Origin of the sequence: Nocardioides sp. NPDC006273, assembly GCF_040613495.1 — a bacterium.
In the GTDB taxonomy this organism is placed as follows: Bacteria; Actinomycetota; Actinomycetes; order Propionibacteriales; family Nocardioidaceae; genus Nocardioides.
The window spans coordinates 1-18,764 of the sequence record NZ_JBEXSD010000085.1; the positions used below are offsets into that span (position 1 = coordinate 1).

Here is an 18,764-nt window from a genome sequence, read left to right on the forward strand (position 1 = left end):
GGGAGCCAAGACGCAGGCCGACTGCTCATGACCGAACCCACCACCCAGTCGTTGACTGACGACCTCGGCTTCTCCCCCGTCTCCGGACCGACGCATCCAGAACGGGCGGACGGTGTCCCACGAGTCCTGGCGCCAGGCGAACTCGGGATAGAGCGCCTTCGCGGTGACCAGCATCTCGACGCCGGCGCGGACCGGGTCGAAGCGGTCGTGGTCCTGGATGGTGACCTGCACCCCGCCGCAGACCTTGCCGGCGTGCTTGCTGATCGACGGGTTGAAGTAGGCCTCCCGGAAGGTGACGCCGGGAAGCCCGGCCTCCTCCAGAGCCGCGGCCCAGCGGTGGTCGACGAACGGCGCCCCGATCAGCTCGAACGGCTTGGTGGTGCCGCGGCCCTCGGAGAGGTTGGTGCCCTCGAACATGCAGGTGCCGGGGTAGGCCAGCGCAGTGTCGGACGTGGGCATGTTGGGGCTCGGCAGGACGAAGTCGAGCCCGGTGTCGGCGAACAGCGTCTTTCGCTTCCAGCCGGAGACCTGCACGATGTCGAGCTGGCTCAGGCGCCCGCCTGCGTGCGTCTCGAGGAACTCGCCGTCGAAGAACCGGGCGAGCTCACCGACCGACATCCCGTGCTGCTGGACGATCTCACGCGCGCCGACGCCCGAGGTGTACGCCGCGGTCATCATCGGGCCGCGAGCGGTCCCGCCCACGGGGTTGGGCCGGTCGAGGACCACGAAGCGCTTGTCGGTCGCCACGGCTGCCTGCATCGCCGTCCACATCGTCCAGATGTAGGTGTAGAACCGGGAGCCGACGTCCTGGATGTCGAAGACGACGGTCTCGACGTCGGAGACCCGGAACAGCTCGGTCATCTTCGCGACGTTGGCTCCGTAGGAGTCGTAGACGGTCAGCCCGGTGCGCTCGTCGACGAAGGTGCCCTCCGACCCGCCGGCCTGCGCCGTGCCACGGAAGCCGTGCTCGGGGCCGAAGACGCCGGCGATCTGCACGGAGCCGGACTCGTGCATCTCGTCGACGATGTTGCGCAGGTTGCGGAGCACGCCGGTGGGGTTGGTGATGATGCCCACCCGCTCGCCGGACAGCGTCGACCAGCCATCTGCGGCCGCGCGGTCGGCGCCCGTGGTGACCACCCGGCCGGGGCCGACCGGTGAGGCGGGGTTGCCGGATGCACCCGTTGGACCGGTGAGAAAGGGAGCTGCGGCGGCGCCGACAGCGGTAGCACCGAGCAGGCGGCGTCGGTCGAACCGGGGAACTTCTGTGTTCATGGGGGACTCCTGTGCCGGGTGTGAGGATCACCTTGCAGGCTAGTCCCGGCCGCGTGCGTCGGCAGGTGATTCGCCCAGGTCGATGAGAGCTCTGTCACGAGACATTTGCGCCGACTACCGGTGTTCTCCGGGACATTTGCGCCGACTCGGCATGGTTCGGCGCGATATTTGCGCCGGCTCGGCGGTGGGGTCGGCCGCGTTGGCGGGCCCGGGCGTAAAGGTCCGCAAACGCCCCTGATGCGACGTCGGTGGCAGAGTTTTTCGGATTTCTTCGAGGAACTGCAACATCACTGCGTGGAGGCACGTAACAAGTACGGAAGGGTCTGATCCGGACCAAAACTCGGGAGCGTCCATGTTGGGCAATGAGGCTGTAGCGGCCTCGACGAGCAGTCGAGGCCACGGTGTACGCCGGGCCGCGGCGGTGGCCGAACGTGTGCGCGACGAGCAACGGATCCATGCGAGCGGCAGGACGCCGGGGGGCGTCGTTCGGATGGATCTACCACCGGGCGTGAGGCCGGCGAGTCGACAAAGGCCGCCGATCCGCCCGGTCCGATGGGTGGGGCTATGAGCGTGACCAGGAACGCGCTCGCTCCGCTCGGCGGGACCCCGTCCGCGTCTCTCGCGATCCCCGGTGCGCTCGGGCGCCGGGGAACGGGCGCTGACGGGGTCCCGCTGTCCTGCAACGTCCGAGTTCCTCCGTACGGAGGAACTCGGAGCCCTGCGGCCCAGGCCGCGTGACTCAACTCAGGAGAACGCAATGAGCTCGAAGATCCTCGGGGGGCTTCGGCGGTCGGTGGTGGTGACCCTCCTGGCCGGTGGCTTCATGGTCGCCGGCGCGGGGATCGCCTGCGCCGACGCGCACCCTGTCGGAGAAGCTGACGGCCGGGCCACATCGCTGGCCGCGGCGGAGCCGATCAAGGCTCCGGACCGTGGTCCGGTGGGTCCGTTGACGATCTCGGGGGCGGCAGTCGGGAACGACGCGGCCCTGACGGTCACGACAGACGGAACGACGGTGGTGGTCAGCGGCCGCGCGCACGTCGAGTCTCCGGTCGACCACGGTCTGGGCACCGGCTCGCCGCTCGGCGGCGGTCGCGGCGTCGGTCTCGACACGGAGCCGGTCGGCTTCGTCGGGGGAGTGACCGGTGACTCCTCGTCGGCGGACATCGTCGGCGTCGGTCGCATCGGGGCGGAGAAGCACTACTACGTCCAGGGCGCGCCCTGAGCGATGCGCGCGTGACATGCGTCGGGGCCACCGGGAGATTCCCGGTGGCCCCGACGTGAGTCAGTCAGATCGACTCGGGCTCAGATCTCGTTCTTGATCGCGGAGATGTCGAACTCGAGCTTGATCTTCTCGGAGACGAGCACGCCGCCGGTCTCGAGAGCCGCGTTGAAGGAGAGGCCCCAGTCGGTGCGGTTGATCGCGACGGCACCCTCGAAACCGACGCGGGTGTTGCCGAACGGGTCCTTGGCGGAGCCGGTCTGCTCGAAGGGGACGGTGACCGACTTGGTGGTGCCCTTGATGGTCAGGTCGCCGGTGACGTTCCAGGTCTCGCCGTCGAACCCGACCGCGGTCGAGTCGAAGGTGATGTCGGGGTGCGTCTCGTTCTCGAAGAAGTCGCCCGAGAGCAGATGACCGTCGCGGTCGGCGTTGCCGGTGTCGATGGAGGCAGCCTTGATCTTGAGCGAGACCTTGGACTTGGTCGGCTCGGCGGTGTCGATCGTCGCGGTGCCCTCGAAGTCCTTGAACGAGCCCCGGACGGTGGTCACCATCGCGTGGCGCGCCGAGAAGCCCAGGCGGGTGTGGGCGACGTCGAGGGTGTAGTCACCCGAGATGTCCTCGATGGCGGCGGTCGGGGTGTCGAACTCGGTCTCGGCGGGGGCCGCGTCCTTCTTGCTGAAAATGCCCATGGCGGGTGTGCTCCTGGAAGAATTGGTTGAATCTGCAATCATCATAACTGAACGACCTTGCCCAATGTTCCCGCTCTCGTGGGCTTTCTCGACGACCGCGGAAAATTGGTTGCAGTGACAACGCTATCCCTAAACGCGCGAGGCCCGCTCCCTCGTCGGGAGCGGGCCTCGTAGGCGTTGAGCGGTTGTCAGGCAGCGTGACGATTGGCCACGGGCGCACTGACTTCGACCCAGCGGGCCTCCATGTGCTTCCGGCCGCGGCGGTCGACGACGGGGAGCCAACGGAGCTCGAGCTTGCCGGTCACGTTATTTCCTTTCATCAGACACCTCCTGTTCACCTTGTGTTCACCTAAGGTACCGCACCCCCACCTGTATGTCCAAGTAGCCACTCAGATGGAGTGCCGTGCCCCACTGGGGCCATCGGAGAGCAGTGGTGTCTACGCGTTGCGCCCCACAACGGCTATAAACGGCAGTTCCTGCCCGAAATCGGGCAGAAATTTGGAACTGATCCGCAGGTGGCTCACAGTGGGTGGCGTGAAGGCCGAGCAAGCGCTGATCGACCACCTGGTTGCCACGACCGGGCTTCCACCGACGGAGGCGGCCCGGGTCATCGAGGACGTGGTGGCGTACTTCGACGAACCGGTCGAGGCCTACGTACGCCGCCGGCATGCGCAGCTGAAGACCTACGGCGCCAAGAACGACGCGATCTTCGCGCTGCTCGCCGAGGAGCTTCGGTCGCGGGTCGTCGCCGCGCCGCAGTTGACCGAACGGCAGCTGCGACGGCTCATCTACGGATAGAACGACGGATAGATTGGACGGGACACATGTGCGGAATCGTCGGCTACATCGGGCCTCAGCAGGCGGCCGGCCTGCTCACCGAGGGGCTCGCCCGGTTGGAGCACCGCGGCTATGACTCGGCGGGCGTCGCCGTGCTGGGCAGCAGGCTGCAGGTGGTGAAGAAGGCCGGTCGCGTACGCGACCTGGTCGATGCGCTGCCGAAGCGGTTCGCCGGCAAGGTCGGCATCGGCCACACCCGGTGGGCGACCCACGGCCCGGCCAACGACGTCAACGCCCACCCGCACGTCTCCGCCGATGGCCGAGTGGCCGTCGTCCACAACGGGATCGTCGACAACGCCGCCTCGTTGCGTGAGCGGCTCACCGAGGCGGGTGTCGAGCTGGCCAGCGACACCGACACCGAGGTCTTCGCCCACCTCATCGCCTCGTCGACCGCGGACAATCTGGAGGCCAAGGTCGTCGACGCGCTCTCCCAGGTCGAGGGCACCTGGGGTCTCGCCGTCGTGCACGCCGACTTCCCCGACCGCATGGTCGTGGCCCGCAACGGCTCGCCGTTGATCGTCGGCGTCGGCGACGGGGAGATGTACGTCGCCTCGGACCTGGCCGCGGTCGTACGCCACACCACCACCGTCGCCCACCTCGACGACGGTGAGCTCGCGACCGTCACCGCGACCGGGTTCACGACCTTCCGTCAGGACCTGACGACGACGACCACGACGGCGCGCGAGGTCGACGTGGACCCGTCGGCCTACGAGTACGGCGAGCTCGCCGACGAGCCGCGGATGTTCACCGAGATCCACGAGCAGCCCTCGAGCGTCGAGCGGGCGTTGCGCGGCCGCCTCGACGAGCGGTTCGGCACCGCCCACCTCGGCGGCCTCAACCTCGACCCGCGTGAGCTCCGCGCCATCCGTCGGGTGAAGATCCTCGGCTGCGGGTCCGCCTACTACGTCGGCCAGATGGGCGCCGGCCTGATCGAGGAGCTGGCCCGGGTCCCCGCCGACGCCGAGGCGGCGTCGGAGTTCCGCTACCGGAACCCGATCATCGAGCCCGACACCCTCTACGTCGCCGTCTCCCAGTCCGGCGAGACGATCGACACCCTGCTCGCCGTCCAGGAGATCAGGCGCAAGGGCGGCCGAGTCCTGGGCGTCGTCAATGTCGTCGGCTCCGCGATCGCGCGCGCGGTCGACGGCGGCATCTACCTCCACGCGGGCCCCGAGATCGCGGTCGCCTCGACCAAGGCGCTCACCAACATGTACGTCGCGTTCTCGCTGCTGGCGCTCCAGCTCGGCCGCGTACGCGACCTCTCGATCGCCGACGGGAAGCGGCTCATCGCCGGCCTGCAGGCGCTGCCGACCCAGATCGAGGAGATCCTCAAGAGCGAGTCGCACCTCGAGGAGATCGCCGCGCGCCTGGCCGAGGCCGAGTCGATGTTCTTCGTCGGTCGCGTACGCGGCTACCCGGTCGCTCGCGAGGGCGCCCAGAAGCTGAAAGAGATCTCCTACCGGCACGCGGAGGCGTACCAGACCTCCGAGCTCAAGCACGGCCCGCTCGCGCTGATCTCCGAGTCCGTGCCGACCGTCGCGATCGTCCCTCAGGACGAGCTGACCGACCGCAACGTCGCGGCCCTGCACGAGATCAGCGCCCGCCGCGGGCCACTGGTCGTCGTCACCCACCCCGACGTCGACCTCGGCGAGCTCGACGCGCTGCGCGTCGACGTACCGAAGAACGAGGTCGAGCTCGACCCGATCCTGATGACCATCCCGCTCCAGCTGATCGCCTTCCACGCTGCCAAGGCCCTCGGCCACGACGTCGACAAGCCCCGGAACCTCGCTAAATCGGTCACGGTGGAGTGACGTGGCCCCCTAGGGTTCGGCCATGCGGCTTCGTGGCATCAACATCCATCCGGTGAAGTCGACGGCGATCCGTCCGGTGCGGGCGGCGTACGTCGGGAGGGCCGGTCTGGTCGGCGACCGTGAGTGGATGATCGTCGACGGTGACGGGGAGCTAGTCTCCGCGCGGGAGATCCGCGAGCTCTTCCGCATCGTGGCCGACACCCCGGCGACGGGCGGCAGCGCCGATCTACGGCTGAGTGCGCCCGAGCACGCGGCGATCGAGGTGGCGTGCCCGACCGAGGGCGTACGCGACATCGTCATGTTCAAAAAGGTGAAGATGCGCGCCCGCCCGGCCGGCCCGGAGGTCGACGCGTGGCTGCGCCGCGTGCTCGATCGCGACGACGTGTCGCTGGTGTGGTGCCACGACCCGTTGCAGCGGACGCTCGACGCCAAGGACGGCTTCGGCATCTCGGACCACGCCACCTTCCAGGACGATTCGCCGGTCTCACTGATCACCGACGCCTCGGTCGCCGCGATCGACAGCTGGAGCCCGGAGACCATCACCGTCGAGCGGTTCCGGCCGAGCCTCGTCGTCGAGGGGGCGGAGGAGGCTTTCGCGGAGGACGGCTGGAGCGAGATCACGATCGGGTCGGTCCGCCTCCGGATGGTCACACCGGTCTCCCGCTGCGTCATGACCACGATCGATCCCCAGACCCTGGAGAAGGGTAAGGACCCGCTGCGTACGCTCGCAGCCCATCGCAAGCGGAACGGCAAGGTCTGGGCGGCGGTGCATCTCGTCGTCGACAACCCCGGTGAGATCGCAGTCGGTGACGAGGTCATCGTCTCCTGACCGAGACCGGGCCGGGTCGGGCAAGTGGACAGGCAAGTGGTCGGGCAAGTGACGGGGCCCACCGCGCCGAGAAATGCATATAACGTGCTATATGGGCCTACCGTTGGAGGGTGAGCACCGACCCTGAATCTGCCGTATCCACCACTCCCGCGCCCGAGAAGCCGAGCGCGCCGAGCCTGGAGGCCGACCAGGGACCGACGTTCGACTCACTCGGTCTCTCCGCCAGCGTCCTCGGCGCGGTGAAGGCTCTCGGCTACGAGACGCCCAGCGCCATCCAGGCCGCGACCATCCCCTCGCTGCTCGAGGGGCGTGACGTCGTCGGTCTCGCGCAGACCGGCACCGGTAAGACAGCCGCGTTCGCGCTGCCGGTGCTCTCCAACCTCGACATCCACCAGAACGCGCCCCAGGCGCTGGTGCTCGCGCCGACGCGTGAGCTGGCCCTGCAGGTGTGCGAGGCGTTCGAGCGTTACGCGTCCAACCTCGACGGCGTACGCATCCTGCCGGTCTACGGCGGCCAGGGCTACGGCCCGCAGCTGACCGCGCTCCGTCGCGGCGTCCACGTCGTCGTCGGCACGCCCGGCCGGATCATGGACCACCTCGAGAAGGGCACGTTGGACCTGTCCCAGCTGCGTTTCCTGGTGCTCGACGAGGCCGACGAGATGCTCAACATGGGCTTCGCCGAGGACGTCGAGACGATCCTCGCCGAGACGCCCGAGGACAAGCAGGTCGCGCTCTTCTCCGCGACCATGCCGGCGCAGATCCGTCGGCTGTCGAAGAAGTACCTTCGCGACGCGAAGGAGATCTCGGTCAAGGCGAAGACCCAGACCGCCACGAACATCACCCAGCGCTACCTGATGGTGTCCTACCCCCAGAAGGTCGATGCGCTGACCCGCATCCTCGAGGTCGAGAACTTCGAGGGCATGATCGTCTTCACGCGCACCAAGTCCGAGACCGAGTCGCTGGCCGAGAAGCTCCGCGCGCGAGGGTTCCTGGCCACCGCGATCAACGGTGACATCGCTCAGAACCAGCGTGAGAAGACCGTCAACCAGCTCAAGGACGGCTCGCTGGACATCCTGGTCGCGACCGACGTCGCGGCCCGTGGCCTCGACGTCGAGCGGATCTCGCACGTGGTCAACTACGACCTGCCGACGGATGTCGAGGCGTACGTCCACCGCATCGGCCGCACCGGCCGCGCGGGCCGCACCGGCGACGCGATCTCGTTCGTCACCCCGCGAGAGCGGTGGCTGCTTCGTGCGATCGAGAAGCACACCAAGGCTCAGCCGACGCAGATGCAGCTGCCCTCGGTCGACGAGGTCAACGCGACCCGCCTCTCGCGCTTCGACGACGGCATCACGGCCGCGCTCCAGGAAGCCGAGCGCATCGAGTTCTTCCGCGACGTGGTGCGCCACTACGTCGAGGAGCACGACGTTCCCGAGGTCGACGTCGCCGCGGCTCTGGCCGCCGTGCTCCACGGCGAGGAGCCGCTGCTCCTCGACCCGGAGCCGGCGAAGCCCGCCTACGACGACCGCCGCGGTCGTCGCGACCGCGATGACCGTGGTGGCGACCGTGGGCCCCGGCGCGAGACGGGGACGTCGCGTCAGACCGGACAGCCGCTGGCGACGTACAAGATCCAGGTGGGCAAGCGTCACCGTGTCGAGCCGCGCCAGATCGTCGGCGCCATCGCCAACGAAGGCGGCCTGCGCCGTGCCGACTTCGGCAACATCTCCATTCGCAACGACTTCTCGCTCGTCGAGCTCCCTGCGGACCTGGCGCCCGAGACCTGGAAGGCGCTCGAGTCGACCCGCATCTCCGGCAAGCTCATCGAGCTTTCCGAGGACTCCGGCGGCGGCCCCGTGCGACGCTCGGGCGGCCGCTTCGAGAAGAGCGCACCCCGCTACGGCAAGTCCTCCGCCAAGAGCGCTGCTGCTCTTGGCGTGCTCTCATGATGGGGATGACCCTGCTCGACGACCGCCTGGACGCCGATCTGCGCGCCGGCTTCGACATCTCGCTCTCCGAGTACGAGATCCTCGTGCGACTCTCCGAGAACGACGGCGCCATGCGGATGGCCCAGCTCGCCGACTCGCTGGCTCACTCACGCTCCCGGATCACCCACACGATCACCCGGATGGAGCGGTCCGGGCTCGTCGAACGCCGCAACTCGACCGACGACGGCCGCGGTGTCGTCGCTGCCCTCAGCGACCGCGGCTTCGACGTGCTGCGGAAGGCTGCCCCGGTCCACGTCAGCGGCGTACGCGAATATCTCGTCGATCTGGTCAGCGAAGAGGACTTCGCGGCCCTGGGGCGTGTGATGAACGCCGTCTCGGACTACCTCATCTGCGACCGCCCCGGCATCGAGATGCGCTGACGCCGACTCGGCGCGCCTGTCCGGGACAGACGCGCCGAGTCGAGGGAGTGTCAGATGCGCTCGAGGATCATCGCCATGCCCTGGCCGCCGCCGACGCACATGGTGATCAGACCCGTGGTCTTGTCGTGCCAGTCGAGGCTGTTGAGCATGGTGTTCTGCAGGCGAGCGCCGGTCATGCCGAAGGGGTGACCGACGGCGATGGCGCCGCCGTTGATGTTGAGGCGGTCGATGTCGATGCCGAGGTCCTGGTAGGAGGGGATCACCTGGGCCGCGAAGGCCTCGTTGATCTCGACCAGGTCGATGTCGCCGATCGACATGCCGGCGTACTTGAGCGCGTTCTTGGTCGCCTCGACCGGGCCGAGGCCCATGATCTCGGGGGAGAGGCCGGAGACGCCGGTGGACACGATCCGGGCCAGCGGGGTGACGCCGAGCTCGGCGGCCTTGGTGTCGGACATGACCACGACCGCGGCGGCGCCGTCGTTGAGAGCGCAGCAGTTGCCGGCGGTGACGGTGCCGTCCTCGCGGAAGACCGGCTTGAGACCGGAGATGGCCTCCAGCGTCACGCCGGCGCGGGGGCCGTCGTCGGCCGAGACGACCGTGCCGTCAGGGGTGGTCACCGGGGTGATCTCGCGGGCCCAGAAGCCGTCGGCGATGGCCTTCTCGGCGAGGTTCTGGGAGCGTACGCCGAACTCGTCCATCTCTTGGCGCGAGATGCCGCGCGAGGTGGCGAGGTTCTCCGCGGTGTGGCCCATCGCGATGTAGACGTCGGGCAGCAGGCCGTCCTCGCGCGGGTCGTGCCACTTCTCGTTGGACGCGGCGGTCGCGGTGGTCCGCGACTGGGCGTCGTCGAAGAGGTGGTTGACGGTGTCGGGCAGGTGGTCGGAGGTGCCCTTGACGAAGCGGGAGACGGTCTCGACACCGGCCGAGACGATGATGTCGGCCTCGCCGGCCTTGATCGCGTGCAGCGCCATCCGCGAGGTCTGCACCGAGGAGGAGCAGTAGCGGGTGATGGTCGCGCCGGGCACCTTGTCCCAGCCGTTGAGCACGGAGACGACGCGGCCCATGTTGTTGCCGGACTCGCCGCCGGGGAGGCCGCAGCCGAGCAGCAGGTCGTCGATGTCGTTGGGGTCGAGACCCTCGACCTTTCCGACCGCTTCCTTGGTGATGAGCGCGGCGAGATCGTCGGGACGGAAGTCCTTCAGCGATCCTTTGTTGGCTCGCCCGATCGGAGTGCGGGCGGCGGCGACGATGACTGCCTCAGGCATGAAGACTCCCGGTTACTGGTGAGTAGGTAGGACTGTGCTCGACACCATACTCGCCCGGACTGTGCTGGGTGACCAGGCCCAGTGCCCAAGATCGTCTGGAAGGATCGACCCCGTGCGCCATCTCTATGAATGCCCCATGCGTTGGGCCGACCTCGACATGCTCGGCCACGTCAACAACGTCGTCTACGTCGACTACCTCCAAGAGGCGCGCGTGGACATGCTGCGCACGCACGCCCGGAGCCCGCAGACCCAGGGTCTGGCCGAGGGTGTCGTCGTGGTCAGCCATCAGGTCACCTATGTTGCCCCGTTGCTCTTCGATTTCAAGCCGGTCTACGTCGAGTCTTGGGTGACCGAGATCCGCGCGGCGAGCTTCACGATGGCCTACGAGATCTTCCGGGACCAGCCCGACGGCACCCGCAAGGTCTTCCTTCGGGCGACCACGGTCCTGGCGCCGTACGTCTTCACCACCGAGTCGCCGCGCCGGCTCAGGCCGGAGGAGAAGGCCAACCTCGAGCCCTACCTCGAGGAGACGCCGTCGAAGCCGCTCGCACTGGGTGAGCCGAAGCGACTGCAGGAGGGGCACTTTCCGCTCTTCGTCCGCTTCTCCGACGTCGACGCCTACGGGCACGTGAACAACGTGAAGTACTTCGAGTACTTCCAGGAGTCGCGGCTGGCGCTGATGAAGCGGCTCAGGTCGCACAACGAGCTCAAGGACTGGCCCTCCGTCGTGGTCGCCCAGACCGACGTCAGCTACCACGCTCCGGTCCTCGCCCGCTCGGAGCCGTACGACGTGTGGAGCTACGTCTCCCGGCTGGGCACCAAGTCGATGACGATCGAGTCCGAGATCGCGGACGGCGACGTCCGGCTCGCCCGCGGGCAGGTCACGCTGGTCTTCTACGACCTGGAGTCCGGTAAGTCCGTCGAGCCCAGCCCGGAGGTGCGTGCGGCCGTCGAGAGCGTGCTGTAGCGGACCTCAGTCGCGCCAGCCGCTCCAGTCTTGATCGTCACAGTCCTGCTGGCGGTCGTAGCGGCGGTCACGTCGGCAGTCGTCGCGATCGTCGGCGTGAGCATCCGTGCCGTCCCATGCTTCCCACTCCCAGCCGTCACGGGTGAACGTGAAGTCGTCGGGAAACGCCGGGACCGGGCCAGAGGCATCGGGCTTCTTCGCCGGAGGAGCCTTCCGCGCTGCCAGCGTCTTGCCGTCGGCAGGGGTCCGGGCCTGCCGTGAGCCAGGCGCGGCGTCGGGCGGCGCGAGCAGGTCACGAGAGATGAGCTGAGTTCCGCGCGAGGCGTCGGGAGGAGGGGGCAGGGTGCCCACCGAGGTGTCTTCGGCAGCGTCGACGGGCTCGGCGGGACCGGTCGGCCCGTCGCCGAACCGGCTCGGCGGCCCGGCCGCCTGCTTCGACTGCTGGCCCGCCGGGTCCGACCCCATCGAACCCGGGTTGCCGATGAGCAGTGCCACCGCGATGACGGCGACGAGGGCTAGCCCGACTCCGGCGATGGCCCCCTGAATTGCCCGCATGCGTCCTCCGAGAGCGCTCTGGTCCACATAATGTTCTGCTTGAGGCCAGTAGCCTCCCAGTGCTTTCGTCGGTTGTCGAGTAGCGGGACCTTTGTCAGCGTTTCCTGGCCCGGGTCAGCCCGGCTTGACCTAGAGCCGGGCGAAGGCCTCGACCTTGTCCTGGGGCCCGGAGACGATGATGTGGTCGTCGGGGCGGATGACGGTCTCCGCGCTCGTGTAGGTGAACGTGCCGCCGGCCGGCTTCACCCCGACGACGGTGACGCCGTAGGTCTTGCGCACGCCGACGCCGGTGAGGCTGCGGTTGTGCAGCAGGGCCGGCGGCCGGGTCTTCACGAAGACGTACCCGTCGTCGAACTCGATGTAGTCGAGCATCCGTCCGCGGACGAGGTGGGCGACGCGTTGACCCATGTCGTGCTCGGGGCGGACGACGTTGTGCACCCCGATCTGGGCGAGGATCCGGGCATGGGGATCGCTGATCGCCTTGGCCCAGACGTTGCGTACGCCGAGATGGATCGCGACCGACGCGGTGAGGATGCTCGCCTCGATGTCGGTGCCGATGCTCACGACCACGGTGCCGAACTCGCCGAGACCGAGCCCCCGCATCGCGTCCTCGCTGGTGGTGTCGGCCTCGACCACGTGGGTCAGCCGGCCGGCGTGCTCCTGCACCGCCCGAGGGCTCAGGTCGGCGGCGAGCACCTCCTCGCCCTCCTCGACGAGCTCTAGGGCGAGCGCGCTGCCGAACCGGCCGAGGCCGAGCACGGCGACGCCGCCGCGGGTGGTGCCGTTCTTGTCCAGTCTGTTCCTAGCCAATGAGAGGCCGTCCTTCCGGGAAGCGGTGCAGACGCTCGCGGTCGCGGAGCGCCAAGGCGGAGACGAGGGTGATGGGGCCGATCCTGCCGATGAACATCATCGCGATCAGGATCAGCTGACCGCCCGGGGGGACGTCGTAGGTGAGGTTGGTCGACAATCCCACCGTGGCGAAGGCCGAGACGGCCTCGAAGAGCACCCGATGAGTGGGCGCGTCGACCAGATGCAGCAGCGCGATGGTGCCGGTGACCACGAAGCCGACCGAGAGCAGCGCGACCGTGAGGGCCTGACGGATGGCCCGCGGGTCGATGCGCCGGTCGAACGCCTCGACCTCGCGCTGGCCGCGAACCTCGGCGAGGATGACGAAGAAGAGCAGCATGAAGGTGGTGATCTTGAGGCCGCCCGCCGTGCCTGCCGAACCTCCGCCGATGAGCATCAGCACGTCTACGCCGAGCAGTGTGCCTTCGTGCATCTGCTCGTAGTCGAGGCTGTTGAACCCGGCCGTACGCGTCATGGTGCTCTGGAAGAAGCCGGCCAGCAGCTTCTCCGGCGTGTCCAGCGCGCCCAGGGTGTCGGGGTTCCCCCACTCGACCGCGATGAAGAACAGCGAGCCGATGATCAGCAGTCCGATGGTGCCTGAGACGGTCATCTTCGTGTGCAGGCTCCACATTCGCACCTTCGTACGCTGCAGCAGCTCCAGCCATACCGGGAACCCGAGGCCTCCGGCGATCACCGCGACGACGATCGGCAGGCAGATCCAGGGGTCGGTGACGTACCCCATCAGGGAGTCCGACCGCAGCGCGAAGCCGGCGTTGTTGAAGGCGGAGATCGAGTGGAAGACGCCGTCGTAGGCCGCCCGTTCCAAGGTGGCGCCGTAGCCCAGCCAGAACCGCAGCGTCAGCGGGATCGCGATGATCAGCTCGATGAGCAGGCTGATGCCGACGACCCCCTTGATGACGCTGCGTACGTCACCGAGGCCGGGGCTGGTGTGCTCCACAGCGGCGGTGAGGCGGAACCGCAGCCCGAGCCGGCGGAAGACGATCAGCGCCAGCATCGAGGCGAGGGTCATGATCCCGATCCCGCCGACCTGGATCAACCCGAGGATGGTGACCTCGCCGAAGGTCGACCAGTAGGTCGGGGTGTCGACCACGACCAGACCGGTGACGCAGACGGCGCTGGTCGCGGTGAACAGGGCCGTCAGGAAAGGCGCATGGCCCGGCTCGGTGCGAGCCACCGGAAGCATCAGCAGAAGCGTGCCGATCAGGATCATCGCCGCGAACCCGACCGCCACGATCTGGGTCGGGTGACGGAGCAGTCCCTTGCCGCGGCGCGCTCGGCGCGGCAGGAGGCTCACCCGGGGGTGTTGATCATGAAGTTGGCGGCATGTTCGGCGTAGGCCCAGAACTGCGCGTCCTGCTCCGGCGTCAGCCCGGCGGCATCGAGGCCCTCGCGGAAGTGCTGGAGCCAGCGGTCACGAGCCTCCGAGGTGACCTCGAACGGGGCGTGGCGCATCCGCAGCCGCGGGTGACCGCGCTGCTCGGAGTAGGTCGTCGGGCCGCCCCAGTACTGAGCCAGGAAGAGGGTCAGTCGCTCCTGGGCCGGACCGAGATCCTCCTCCGGATACATCGGCCGCATCAGCTCGTCGGTCGCCACGCCCTCGTAGAACTTGGCCACGATCGTGCGGATGGTCTCCATCCCGCCGATCTCCTCATAAAACGTCACTGAGCCATTCTTCCACGCGGGTCCGCGTTCGCCGCCCGTGGCAGGATCGGAGGCGTACGCACACACTCGATCTTTGGGAGATAAACGATGGCCACCACCCGCACTGCCACCACCGTCTGGGAGGGCACGCTCTTCGAGGGTGCCGGGAAGGTGACGCTGGATTCCTCAGGCCTGGGGACCTACGACGTCTCCTGGCCGGCCCGCTCGGAGGAGCCCGGCGGCAAGACCAGCCCCGAGGAGCTCATCGCCGCCGCCCACTCCTCCTGCTTCTCGATGGCCTTCTCCAAGGGCCTGGCCGACAACGGCACCCCGGCGACCAGCCTGCAGACCAGCGCGGACGTCGAGTTCACCCCCGGCAAGGGCATCACCGGCATCAAGCTGACCACCCGCGGCGTGGTCGAGGGGCTCGACAACGAGACCTTCGTCAGCCTCGCCGAGGCAGCCAAGGCCGGCTGCCCGGTCAGCCAGGCCCTCACCGGCACCACGATCACCCTCGACGCCGCCCTCGCCTGATCCCGTGTAGGCCGAGCTTGTCGAGACCATCGGGTCTCGACAAGCTCGACCGCCGGCGGCATACGTCAGGCCTTGGCCGGCTGCTCCTCGGCGGCCTTCTCCTCGCGGTGCCAGACGACCCGCTGCGGGAACGGGATCTCGATGCCCTCGTAGTCGAGGCGGGCCTTGATCCGCTGGCGCATCTCGCGCGCGATCGCCCACTGCTTGAGGGGCAGCGTCTTGATGAGCACCCGCACCGTGATCGAGTCGGCGGCCAGCGCCTCGACGCCGGTGACCTCGGGCTCCTCGATGATCTGGCCCTTGAACTCCTCGTCGATCCAGAGGTCGCGGGATACCTCGCGAAGCACGCGCTGCACCTTGATGAGGTCCTCGTTGTAGCCGACCCCGACGTCGATGACGGCACGGGCCCAGTTCTGGCTGTGGTTGCCGACGGTGAGGATCTCGCCGTTGGGGACGTACCAGACCGTGCCGTCGAGCGACCGCAGCCGGGTGATCCGCAGCGTCACGGCCTCGACCGTGCCGATGATGTTGTTGACCTCGATGCTGTCACCCACGCCGTACTGATCCTCGATGATCATGAAGATGCCGGACAGGTAGTCCCGCACCAGCGACTGGGCGCCGAAACCGAGCGCCAGGCCGACGATTCCGGCCGAGGCGATGATCGGGGCGATGTTGACCCCGAGCTCGGACATGATCATGGTGGTGAAGATCGCGACCAGGACGCCGGTGATGATGCTCTTGAACAGCGAGCCGATCGCCTGGGCGCGCTGGCTGCGGCGGGACGAGGCGACGGTGGTCTCGCTCGCCTCGGCCGACCTGGTGAGCTTGCCGGTGAGACCGGGCGTCTCGACGGCGCGGACGACGACCTTGTCGATGACCCGGTGAAGCACCCAGCGGAGCACGATCGCCAGCAGGATCAGGCCGGCGATACGAAGGGGGATGCCGATCACCCATTCGCCGAGAGTCGACCAGGAGACCGAGACCAGTGGGGGGTTCGGGGGAATGGACATGAGTTCCAGTATCCAACCCGTTCAAGGTCCGCGGCCAATCCCAGGCGGCGGCGACCCCGGCCGGACGAGGGGCGTTGACGAGGACCGGTGCGTACGCCGGTTAGTATCTGCGCGTGAGCAACCAGATCCTGCGCCGCGCCGGCCTCTTCGGCGCCTCCGCCACCGCCGCTGTCGTCGCCTCTGTTGCTACCGCCGGTCCCGCTGGCGCCGCAGTCCCCGACGGGTGGCCGGTCGCCGAGGAGATGACCGCCTCCGGTCTGCTCCTGCTCATCCTGCTCATCCCGGTCATCCTGACGGTGGTCATCTCCCTCGTGGTGCTCCTGCCCGGCGTGCTCCGCGGCGAGGGGTTGCTGCCCAAGCCCCACAAGGGCGACGACGACAACCTCCCCGCCACGACGCACTGAGCGGTCAGCTCGCCAGGATCACCAACTGCTGGGTCGCCCGCGTCATCGCGACGTAGCGGTCCACCGCCCCCTCGATCCCGGTTCCGTACGTCTCCGGATCGATGAGGACGACCAGATCGAACTCGAGCCCCTTGGCGTGCTCGGGGCTCAAGCGGCGTACCCGACCTCCGTTCAGGTCCGATGAGCCGGCTGCTATGACGCAGGCGATGCCTTCGTCGTGCTCGGCGAGCCAGGTGTCCAAGATCTCGTCGAGTTCCGCGACGGGGCCGTGGACGACCGGGATGCCGGCGGCGCGTACCGACGTGGGCACGTTGGCGTCGGGAAGCGCGGCCCGGATGACCGGCTCGGCCTCGGCCATCACCTCCTCCGGCGTGCGGTAGTTGACGCTCAGGCCGGCCATCTCGATCCGGTCCAGACCGACCCGCTCGAGACGCTCCCGCCACGACTCGGTGAACCCGTGCCGGGCCTGGGCCCGGTCGCCGACGATCGTGAAGCTGCGCGAGGGGCAGCGGTTGATCAGCATCTGCCACTCTGCGTCGGTCAGCTCCTGGGCCTCGTCGACGACGATGTGCGCGAACGGGCCGGCGTACGGGTCGAGCTCGTCCGGTTCCCGCACCGAGTCGTCGAGGAGCGCTGTGCGCAGGTCTTGGCCACGCAGCATCGACATCACCTTCATGTCGGAGTCGTCGTGGCTGATCAGGTCGGAGACGACCTCGGCCTTCGCCTTCCGGTCGGCGGCCGCGGCCGCCTTCCTGGCGCTGCGGCGCCGCGAGGCGTCGGGGTCGCCGAGGCGACGGTGGGCGGCGTCGAGCAGCGGGAGGTCCGCCTCGGTCCAGGCCTGCCCAGCCTGGACAACCGGATCACGCTGCAGCGTCGTCACCTCCTCGGGAGTGAGCCAGGGCGCGCACAGCCGCAGGAAGGCCGGCACCTCCCACAGGTCCCCGACGATGTCGGCCGGACGCAGCCGCGGCCAGACCTGGCCGAAGACCTCGAGCAGTCCGGCGTTGGTCTCCAGCGAGGCCCGGAGGGCGTCGGTCGCATCCTCGTCGACGAGGCCGTACGCATCGAACTCGTCCTCCTGCCCGGCACTGTCCCAGTCGTCCTCGGCCCAGGCGTCGACATCTGCGTCGTGGTCGCGATCGGGGTCGCTGCCGCTGCTCTCCTGGATCCGTCCGGTCACGATCTTCAGCAGCGCGTCCCAGACTTGGTCGCGGGCGTCGTTGTGCGGCATACCCGGCTCGGCCGCGGCGATCGCCTCGACCCAGTCGCCGGTGCTGATCACGGCGTTGCCGTAGGGCGTCTCGACGAGGGTCGGCTTCGAGGGAGGCTTCTCGTAGAGCGCCACCGCCGGCTCGATCGCGGCGACCATCCGGGCGTCAGCCTTGAGCCGGGCCACCTCCTTGTCCGTCTCCGGCGCCAGCGAGGCGCCCTCGGGCACCATCCGGCGCAGTGTCGTGGTGCGTACGCCCTCTTCGCCCAGGCTCGGCAGCACGTCCGCGACATAGGAGAGGTAGGGCTCGTGCGGGCCCACGAACAGCACTCCGCCCTTGCCCTCGCCCAGGCGCGGGTCGGAGTAGAGGAGGTACGCCGTGCGGTGCAGCGCCACCACGGTCTTGCCCGTCCCCGGGCCGCCGTCGACGACGAGAGCGCCTCGCGAGGACGCGCGGATGATGGCGTCCTGGTCGGACTGGATCGTGCCGAGCACGTCGCGCATCCGCGGAGAGCGGCTGCTGCCGAGGGTGGCGATGAAGGCCGACTGGTCATCGAGGGCGGCATGCCCCTCGAGCCCCTCGGCGGTGAAGACCTCGTCCCAGTAGTCGGTGATCCGCCCGTTGGTCCAGCGGTAGCGACGCCGGCTCAGCAGCCCGCGCGGGTCGGCGTGCGTGGCCGCGAAGAACGGCTCGGCCGCCGGTGAGCGCCAGTCGACCAGCAGGCGCTGTCCGTCTGTGGCGGTCAGCCCCAGCCGCCCGATGTAGATGGTGCTGCCGGACTCCGTGACGATCCGTCCGAGGCACAGGTCCAGACTGAACCTGCGCAGCATCCTCAGTTGCGCACCGATCCGGTGCACCTCCAGATCGCGGTCCATCGCCTCCTGCCCATGCCCACCCGGGCGGCGGCGTACGTCGTCGAGCCGCTCGTTCAGCTCAGCGATCTGCTCCTCGAGGCTCTGCCCGATGGCAACGAAGTGCTGCTCGTCATCGGCGATCAGTGTCGGGTCCGCCTTGGCGTCGTGACGGCCCGCGAGATCGAATGCTTGCAACGTTGAATCCCCTGTCTGATCAGGCACTTTACCTGTTCGAGGAGGAGATTCTGCCCCAATCCGGGGGTCTTGCGGCAAGCCCCTATGTGCGCTATAAAGTTGTTAGTGGAAGGGAGAGATCTCCCTTCCATTCCTGCGTTTTGACTCGCCGTGGGCCGCGGCGTTGCCGATGTAGTCCTTGTACGCATCCTCCCGAGTCGTCTCGATGACGAACTCCTGCGTGGCCGAGTCGTAGGTTG

Annotated in this window: 18 protein-coding genes; 9 read left to right on the forward strand and 9 right to left on the reverse strand. The window is 68.4% G+C overall.

Going from position 1 to position 18,764, the window contains the following annotated elements:
- The coding region (locus ABZZ22_RS24765; protein WP_354937418.1) for a DUF1343 domain-containing protein at positions 1-1,272 on the reverse strand (1,272 nt) is incomplete at its 3' end.
- A gap of 757 nt (positions 1,273-2,029) precedes the next feature.
- Between ABZZ22_RS24765 and ABZZ22_RS24770 the strand changes: the two genes are divergently transcribed.
- Complete coding sequence (locus ABZZ22_RS24770; RefSeq protein WP_354937421.1) at positions 2,030-2,494, forward strand: hypothetical protein; 465 nt, start codon at positions 2,030-2,032, stop codon at positions 2,492-2,494.
- An 80-nt stretch (positions 2,495-2,574) separates the two neighbouring features.
- On the opposite strand, the gene ABZZ22_RS24775 is transcribed toward ABZZ22_RS24770, so the two are convergent.
- Positions 2,575-3,180 carry a YceI family protein gene (locus ABZZ22_RS24775; protein ID WP_354937424.1) on the reverse strand — a complete coding sequence of 202 codons (606 nt, stop codon included), beginning with the start codon at positions 3,178-3,180 and terminating at the stop codon, positions 2,575-2,577.
- A gap of 534 nt (positions 3,181-3,714) precedes the next feature.
- On the opposite strand from ABZZ22_RS24775, the gene ABZZ22_RS24780 reads away from it, so the two are divergent.
- The 5 genes from ABZZ22_RS24780 to ABZZ22_RS24800 all read left to right on the forward strand — a co-directional run bounded on the left by ABZZ22_RS24780 (position 3,715) and on the right by ABZZ22_RS24800 (position 9,022).
- Complete coding sequence (locus ABZZ22_RS24780) at positions 3,715-3,978, forward strand: hypothetical protein (protein ID WP_354937427.1); 264 nt, start codon at positions 3,715-3,717, stop codon at positions 3,976-3,978.
- Positions 3,979-4,004: 26 nt separating this feature from the next.
- Positions 4,005-5,828 (forward strand): glutamine--fructose-6-phosphate transaminase (isomerizing), encoded by a 1,824-nt coding sequence (glmS, locus tag ABZZ22_RS24785; protein ID WP_354937430.1) that lies wholly within the window; start codon positions 4,005-4,007, stop codon positions 5,826-5,828.
- 22 nt (positions 5,829-5,850) lie between these two features.
- Positions 5,851-6,657, forward strand: a complete 807-nt coding sequence (locus ABZZ22_RS24790; protein WP_354937433.1) for an MOSC N-terminal beta barrel domain-containing protein — start codon at positions 5,851-5,853, stop codon at positions 6,655-6,657.
- Positions 6,658-6,767: 110 nt separating this feature from the next.
- On the forward strand, positions 6,768-8,603 hold the full coding sequence (locus tag ABZZ22_RS24795; protein WP_354937436.1) for a DEAD/DEAH box helicase: 1,836 nt from the start codon (positions 6,768-6,770) through the stop codon (positions 8,601-8,603).
- Between the two features lie 5 nt (positions 8,604-8,608).
- Positions 8,609-9,022, forward strand: coding sequence for a MarR family transcriptional regulator (locus ABZZ22_RS24800; RefSeq protein ID WP_354937439.1), 414 nt, complete (start codon positions 8,609-8,611; stop codon positions 9,020-9,022).
- Between the two features lie 50 nt (positions 9,023-9,072).
- Here ABZZ22_RS24800 and ABZZ22_RS24805 read toward each other — a convergent pair whose 3' ends face one another.
- Positions 9,073-10,287, reverse strand: a complete 1,215-nt coding sequence (locus ABZZ22_RS24805; RefSeq protein WP_354937442.1) for an acetyl-CoA C-acetyltransferase — start codon at positions 10,285-10,287, stop codon at positions 9,073-9,075.
- Positions 10,288-10,423: 136 nt separating this feature from the next.
- On the opposite strand from ABZZ22_RS24805, the gene ABZZ22_RS24810 reads away from it, so the two are divergent.
- Positions 10,424-11,254 carry a thioesterase family protein gene (locus ABZZ22_RS24810; RefSeq protein ID WP_354937445.1) on the forward strand — a complete coding sequence of 277 codons (831 nt, stop codon included), beginning with the start codon at positions 10,424-10,426 and terminating at the stop codon, positions 11,252-11,254.
- A gap of 6 nt (positions 11,255-11,260) precedes the next feature.
- Here the strand turns inward: ABZZ22_RS24810 and ABZZ22_RS24815 are convergent, their stop codons facing one another.
- From ABZZ22_RS24815 to ABZZ22_RS24830, 4 genes are all read right to left on the reverse strand, one after another.
- Positions 11,261-11,809, reverse strand: a complete 549-nt coding sequence (locus ABZZ22_RS24815; RefSeq protein WP_354937447.1) for a hypothetical protein — start codon at positions 11,807-11,809, stop codon at positions 11,261-11,263.
- A 129-nt stretch (positions 11,810-11,938) separates the two neighbouring features.
- Complete coding sequence (locus ABZZ22_RS24820; protein ID WP_354937449.1) at positions 11,939-12,619, reverse strand: TrkA family potassium uptake protein; 681 nt, start codon at positions 12,617-12,619, stop codon at positions 11,939-11,941.
- A complete protein-coding gene (locus ABZZ22_RS24825) occupies positions 12,612-13,970 on the reverse strand; it encodes a potassium transporter TrkG (RefSeq protein WP_354937452.1) in 1,359 nt (452 codons plus the stop codon). The genes ABZZ22_RS24820 and ABZZ22_RS24825 overlap by 8 nt, the downstream gene beginning before the upstream one ends.
- The gene (locus ABZZ22_RS24830; RefSeq protein ID WP_354937455.1) at positions 13,967-14,338 is read right to left on the reverse strand and encodes a globin; all 372 of its coding nucleotides are present in this window, start codon (positions 14,336-14,338) and stop codon (positions 13,967-13,969) included. Before ABZZ22_RS24830 ends, ABZZ22_RS24825 begins: the two co-directional genes overlap by 4 nt.
- A gap of 87 nt (positions 14,339-14,425) precedes the next feature.
- Here ABZZ22_RS24830 and ABZZ22_RS24835 point away from each other — a divergent pair, with 87 nt between their 5' ends.
- Positions 14,426-14,851 (forward strand): OsmC family peroxiredoxin, encoded by a 426-nt coding sequence (locus ABZZ22_RS24835; protein WP_354937458.1) that lies wholly within the window; start codon positions 14,426-14,428, stop codon positions 14,849-14,851.
- A 65-nt stretch (positions 14,852-14,916) separates the two neighbouring features.
- Here the strand turns inward: ABZZ22_RS24835 and ABZZ22_RS24840 are convergent, their stop codons facing one another.
- Positions 14,917-15,861 carry a mechanosensitive ion channel family protein gene (locus ABZZ22_RS24840; protein WP_354937461.1) on the reverse strand — a complete coding sequence of 315 codons (945 nt, stop codon included), beginning with the start codon at positions 15,859-15,861 and terminating at the stop codon, positions 14,917-14,919.
- Between the two features lie 113 nt (positions 15,862-15,974).
- Between ABZZ22_RS24840 and ABZZ22_RS24845 the strand changes: the two genes are divergently transcribed.
- The gene (locus tag ABZZ22_RS24845) at positions 15,975-16,265 is read left to right on the forward strand and encodes a hypothetical protein (RefSeq protein WP_354937464.1); all 291 of its coding nucleotides are present in this window, start codon (positions 15,975-15,977) and stop codon (positions 16,263-16,265) included.
- Positions 16,266-16,269: 4 nt separating this feature from the next.
- Here ABZZ22_RS24845 and helR read toward each other — a convergent pair whose 3' ends face one another.
- On the reverse strand, positions 16,270-18,525 hold the full coding sequence (gene helR, locus ABZZ22_RS24850; protein ID WP_354937467.1) for an RNA polymerase recycling motor ATPase HelR: 2,256 nt from the start codon (positions 18,523-18,525) through the stop codon (positions 16,270-16,272).
- Between the last annotated feature and the right edge of the window lie 239 nt (positions 18,526-18,764).

What these genes read in the sequence shown, in the direction of transcription:
- ABZZ22_RS24840 (WP_354937461.1), bottom strand. Translation starts at nt 15,861, where the DNA reads ATGTCCATTCCCCCGAACCCCCCACTGGTCTCGGTCTCCTGGTCGACT.
- ABZZ22_RS24835 (WP_354937458.1), top strand. Translation starts at nt 14,426, where the DNA reads ATGGCCACCACCCGCACTGCCACCACCGTCTGGGAGGGCACGCTCTTC.
- ABZZ22_RS24810 (WP_354937445.1), top strand. Translation starts at nt 10,424, where the DNA reads ATGCGTTGGGCCGACCTCGACATGCTCGGCCACGTCAACAACGTCGTC.
- ABZZ22_RS24790 (WP_354937433.1), top strand. Translation starts at nt 5,851, where the DNA reads ATGCGGCTTCGTGGCATCAACATCCATCCGGTGAAGTCGACGGCGATC.
- ABZZ22_RS24775 (WP_354937424.1), bottom strand. Translation starts at nt 3,180, where the DNA reads ATGGGCATTTTCAGCAAGAAGGACGCGGCCCCCGCCGAGACCGAGTTC.
- ABZZ22_RS24800 (WP_354937439.1), top strand. Translation starts at nt 8,609, where the DNA reads ATGACCCTGCTCGACGACCGCCTGGACGCCGATCTGCGCGCCGGCTTC.
- ABZZ22_RS24770 (WP_354937421.1), top strand. Translation starts at nt 2,030, where the DNA reads ATGAGCTCGAAGATCCTCGGGGGGCTTCGGCGGTCGGTGGTGGTGACC.
- ABZZ22_RS24805 (WP_354937442.1), bottom strand. Translation starts at nt 10,287, where the DNA reads ATGCCTGAGGCAGTCATCGTCGCCGCCGCCCGCACTCCGATCGGGCGA.
- ABZZ22_RS24815 (WP_354937447.1), bottom strand. Translation starts at nt 11,809, where the DNA reads ATGCGGGCAATTCAGGGGGCCATCGCCGGAGTCGGGCTAGCCCTCGTC.
- glmS (WP_354937430.1), top strand. Translation starts at nt 4,005, where the DNA reads ATGTGCGGAATCGTCGGCTACATCGGGCCTCAGCAGGCGGCCGGCCTG.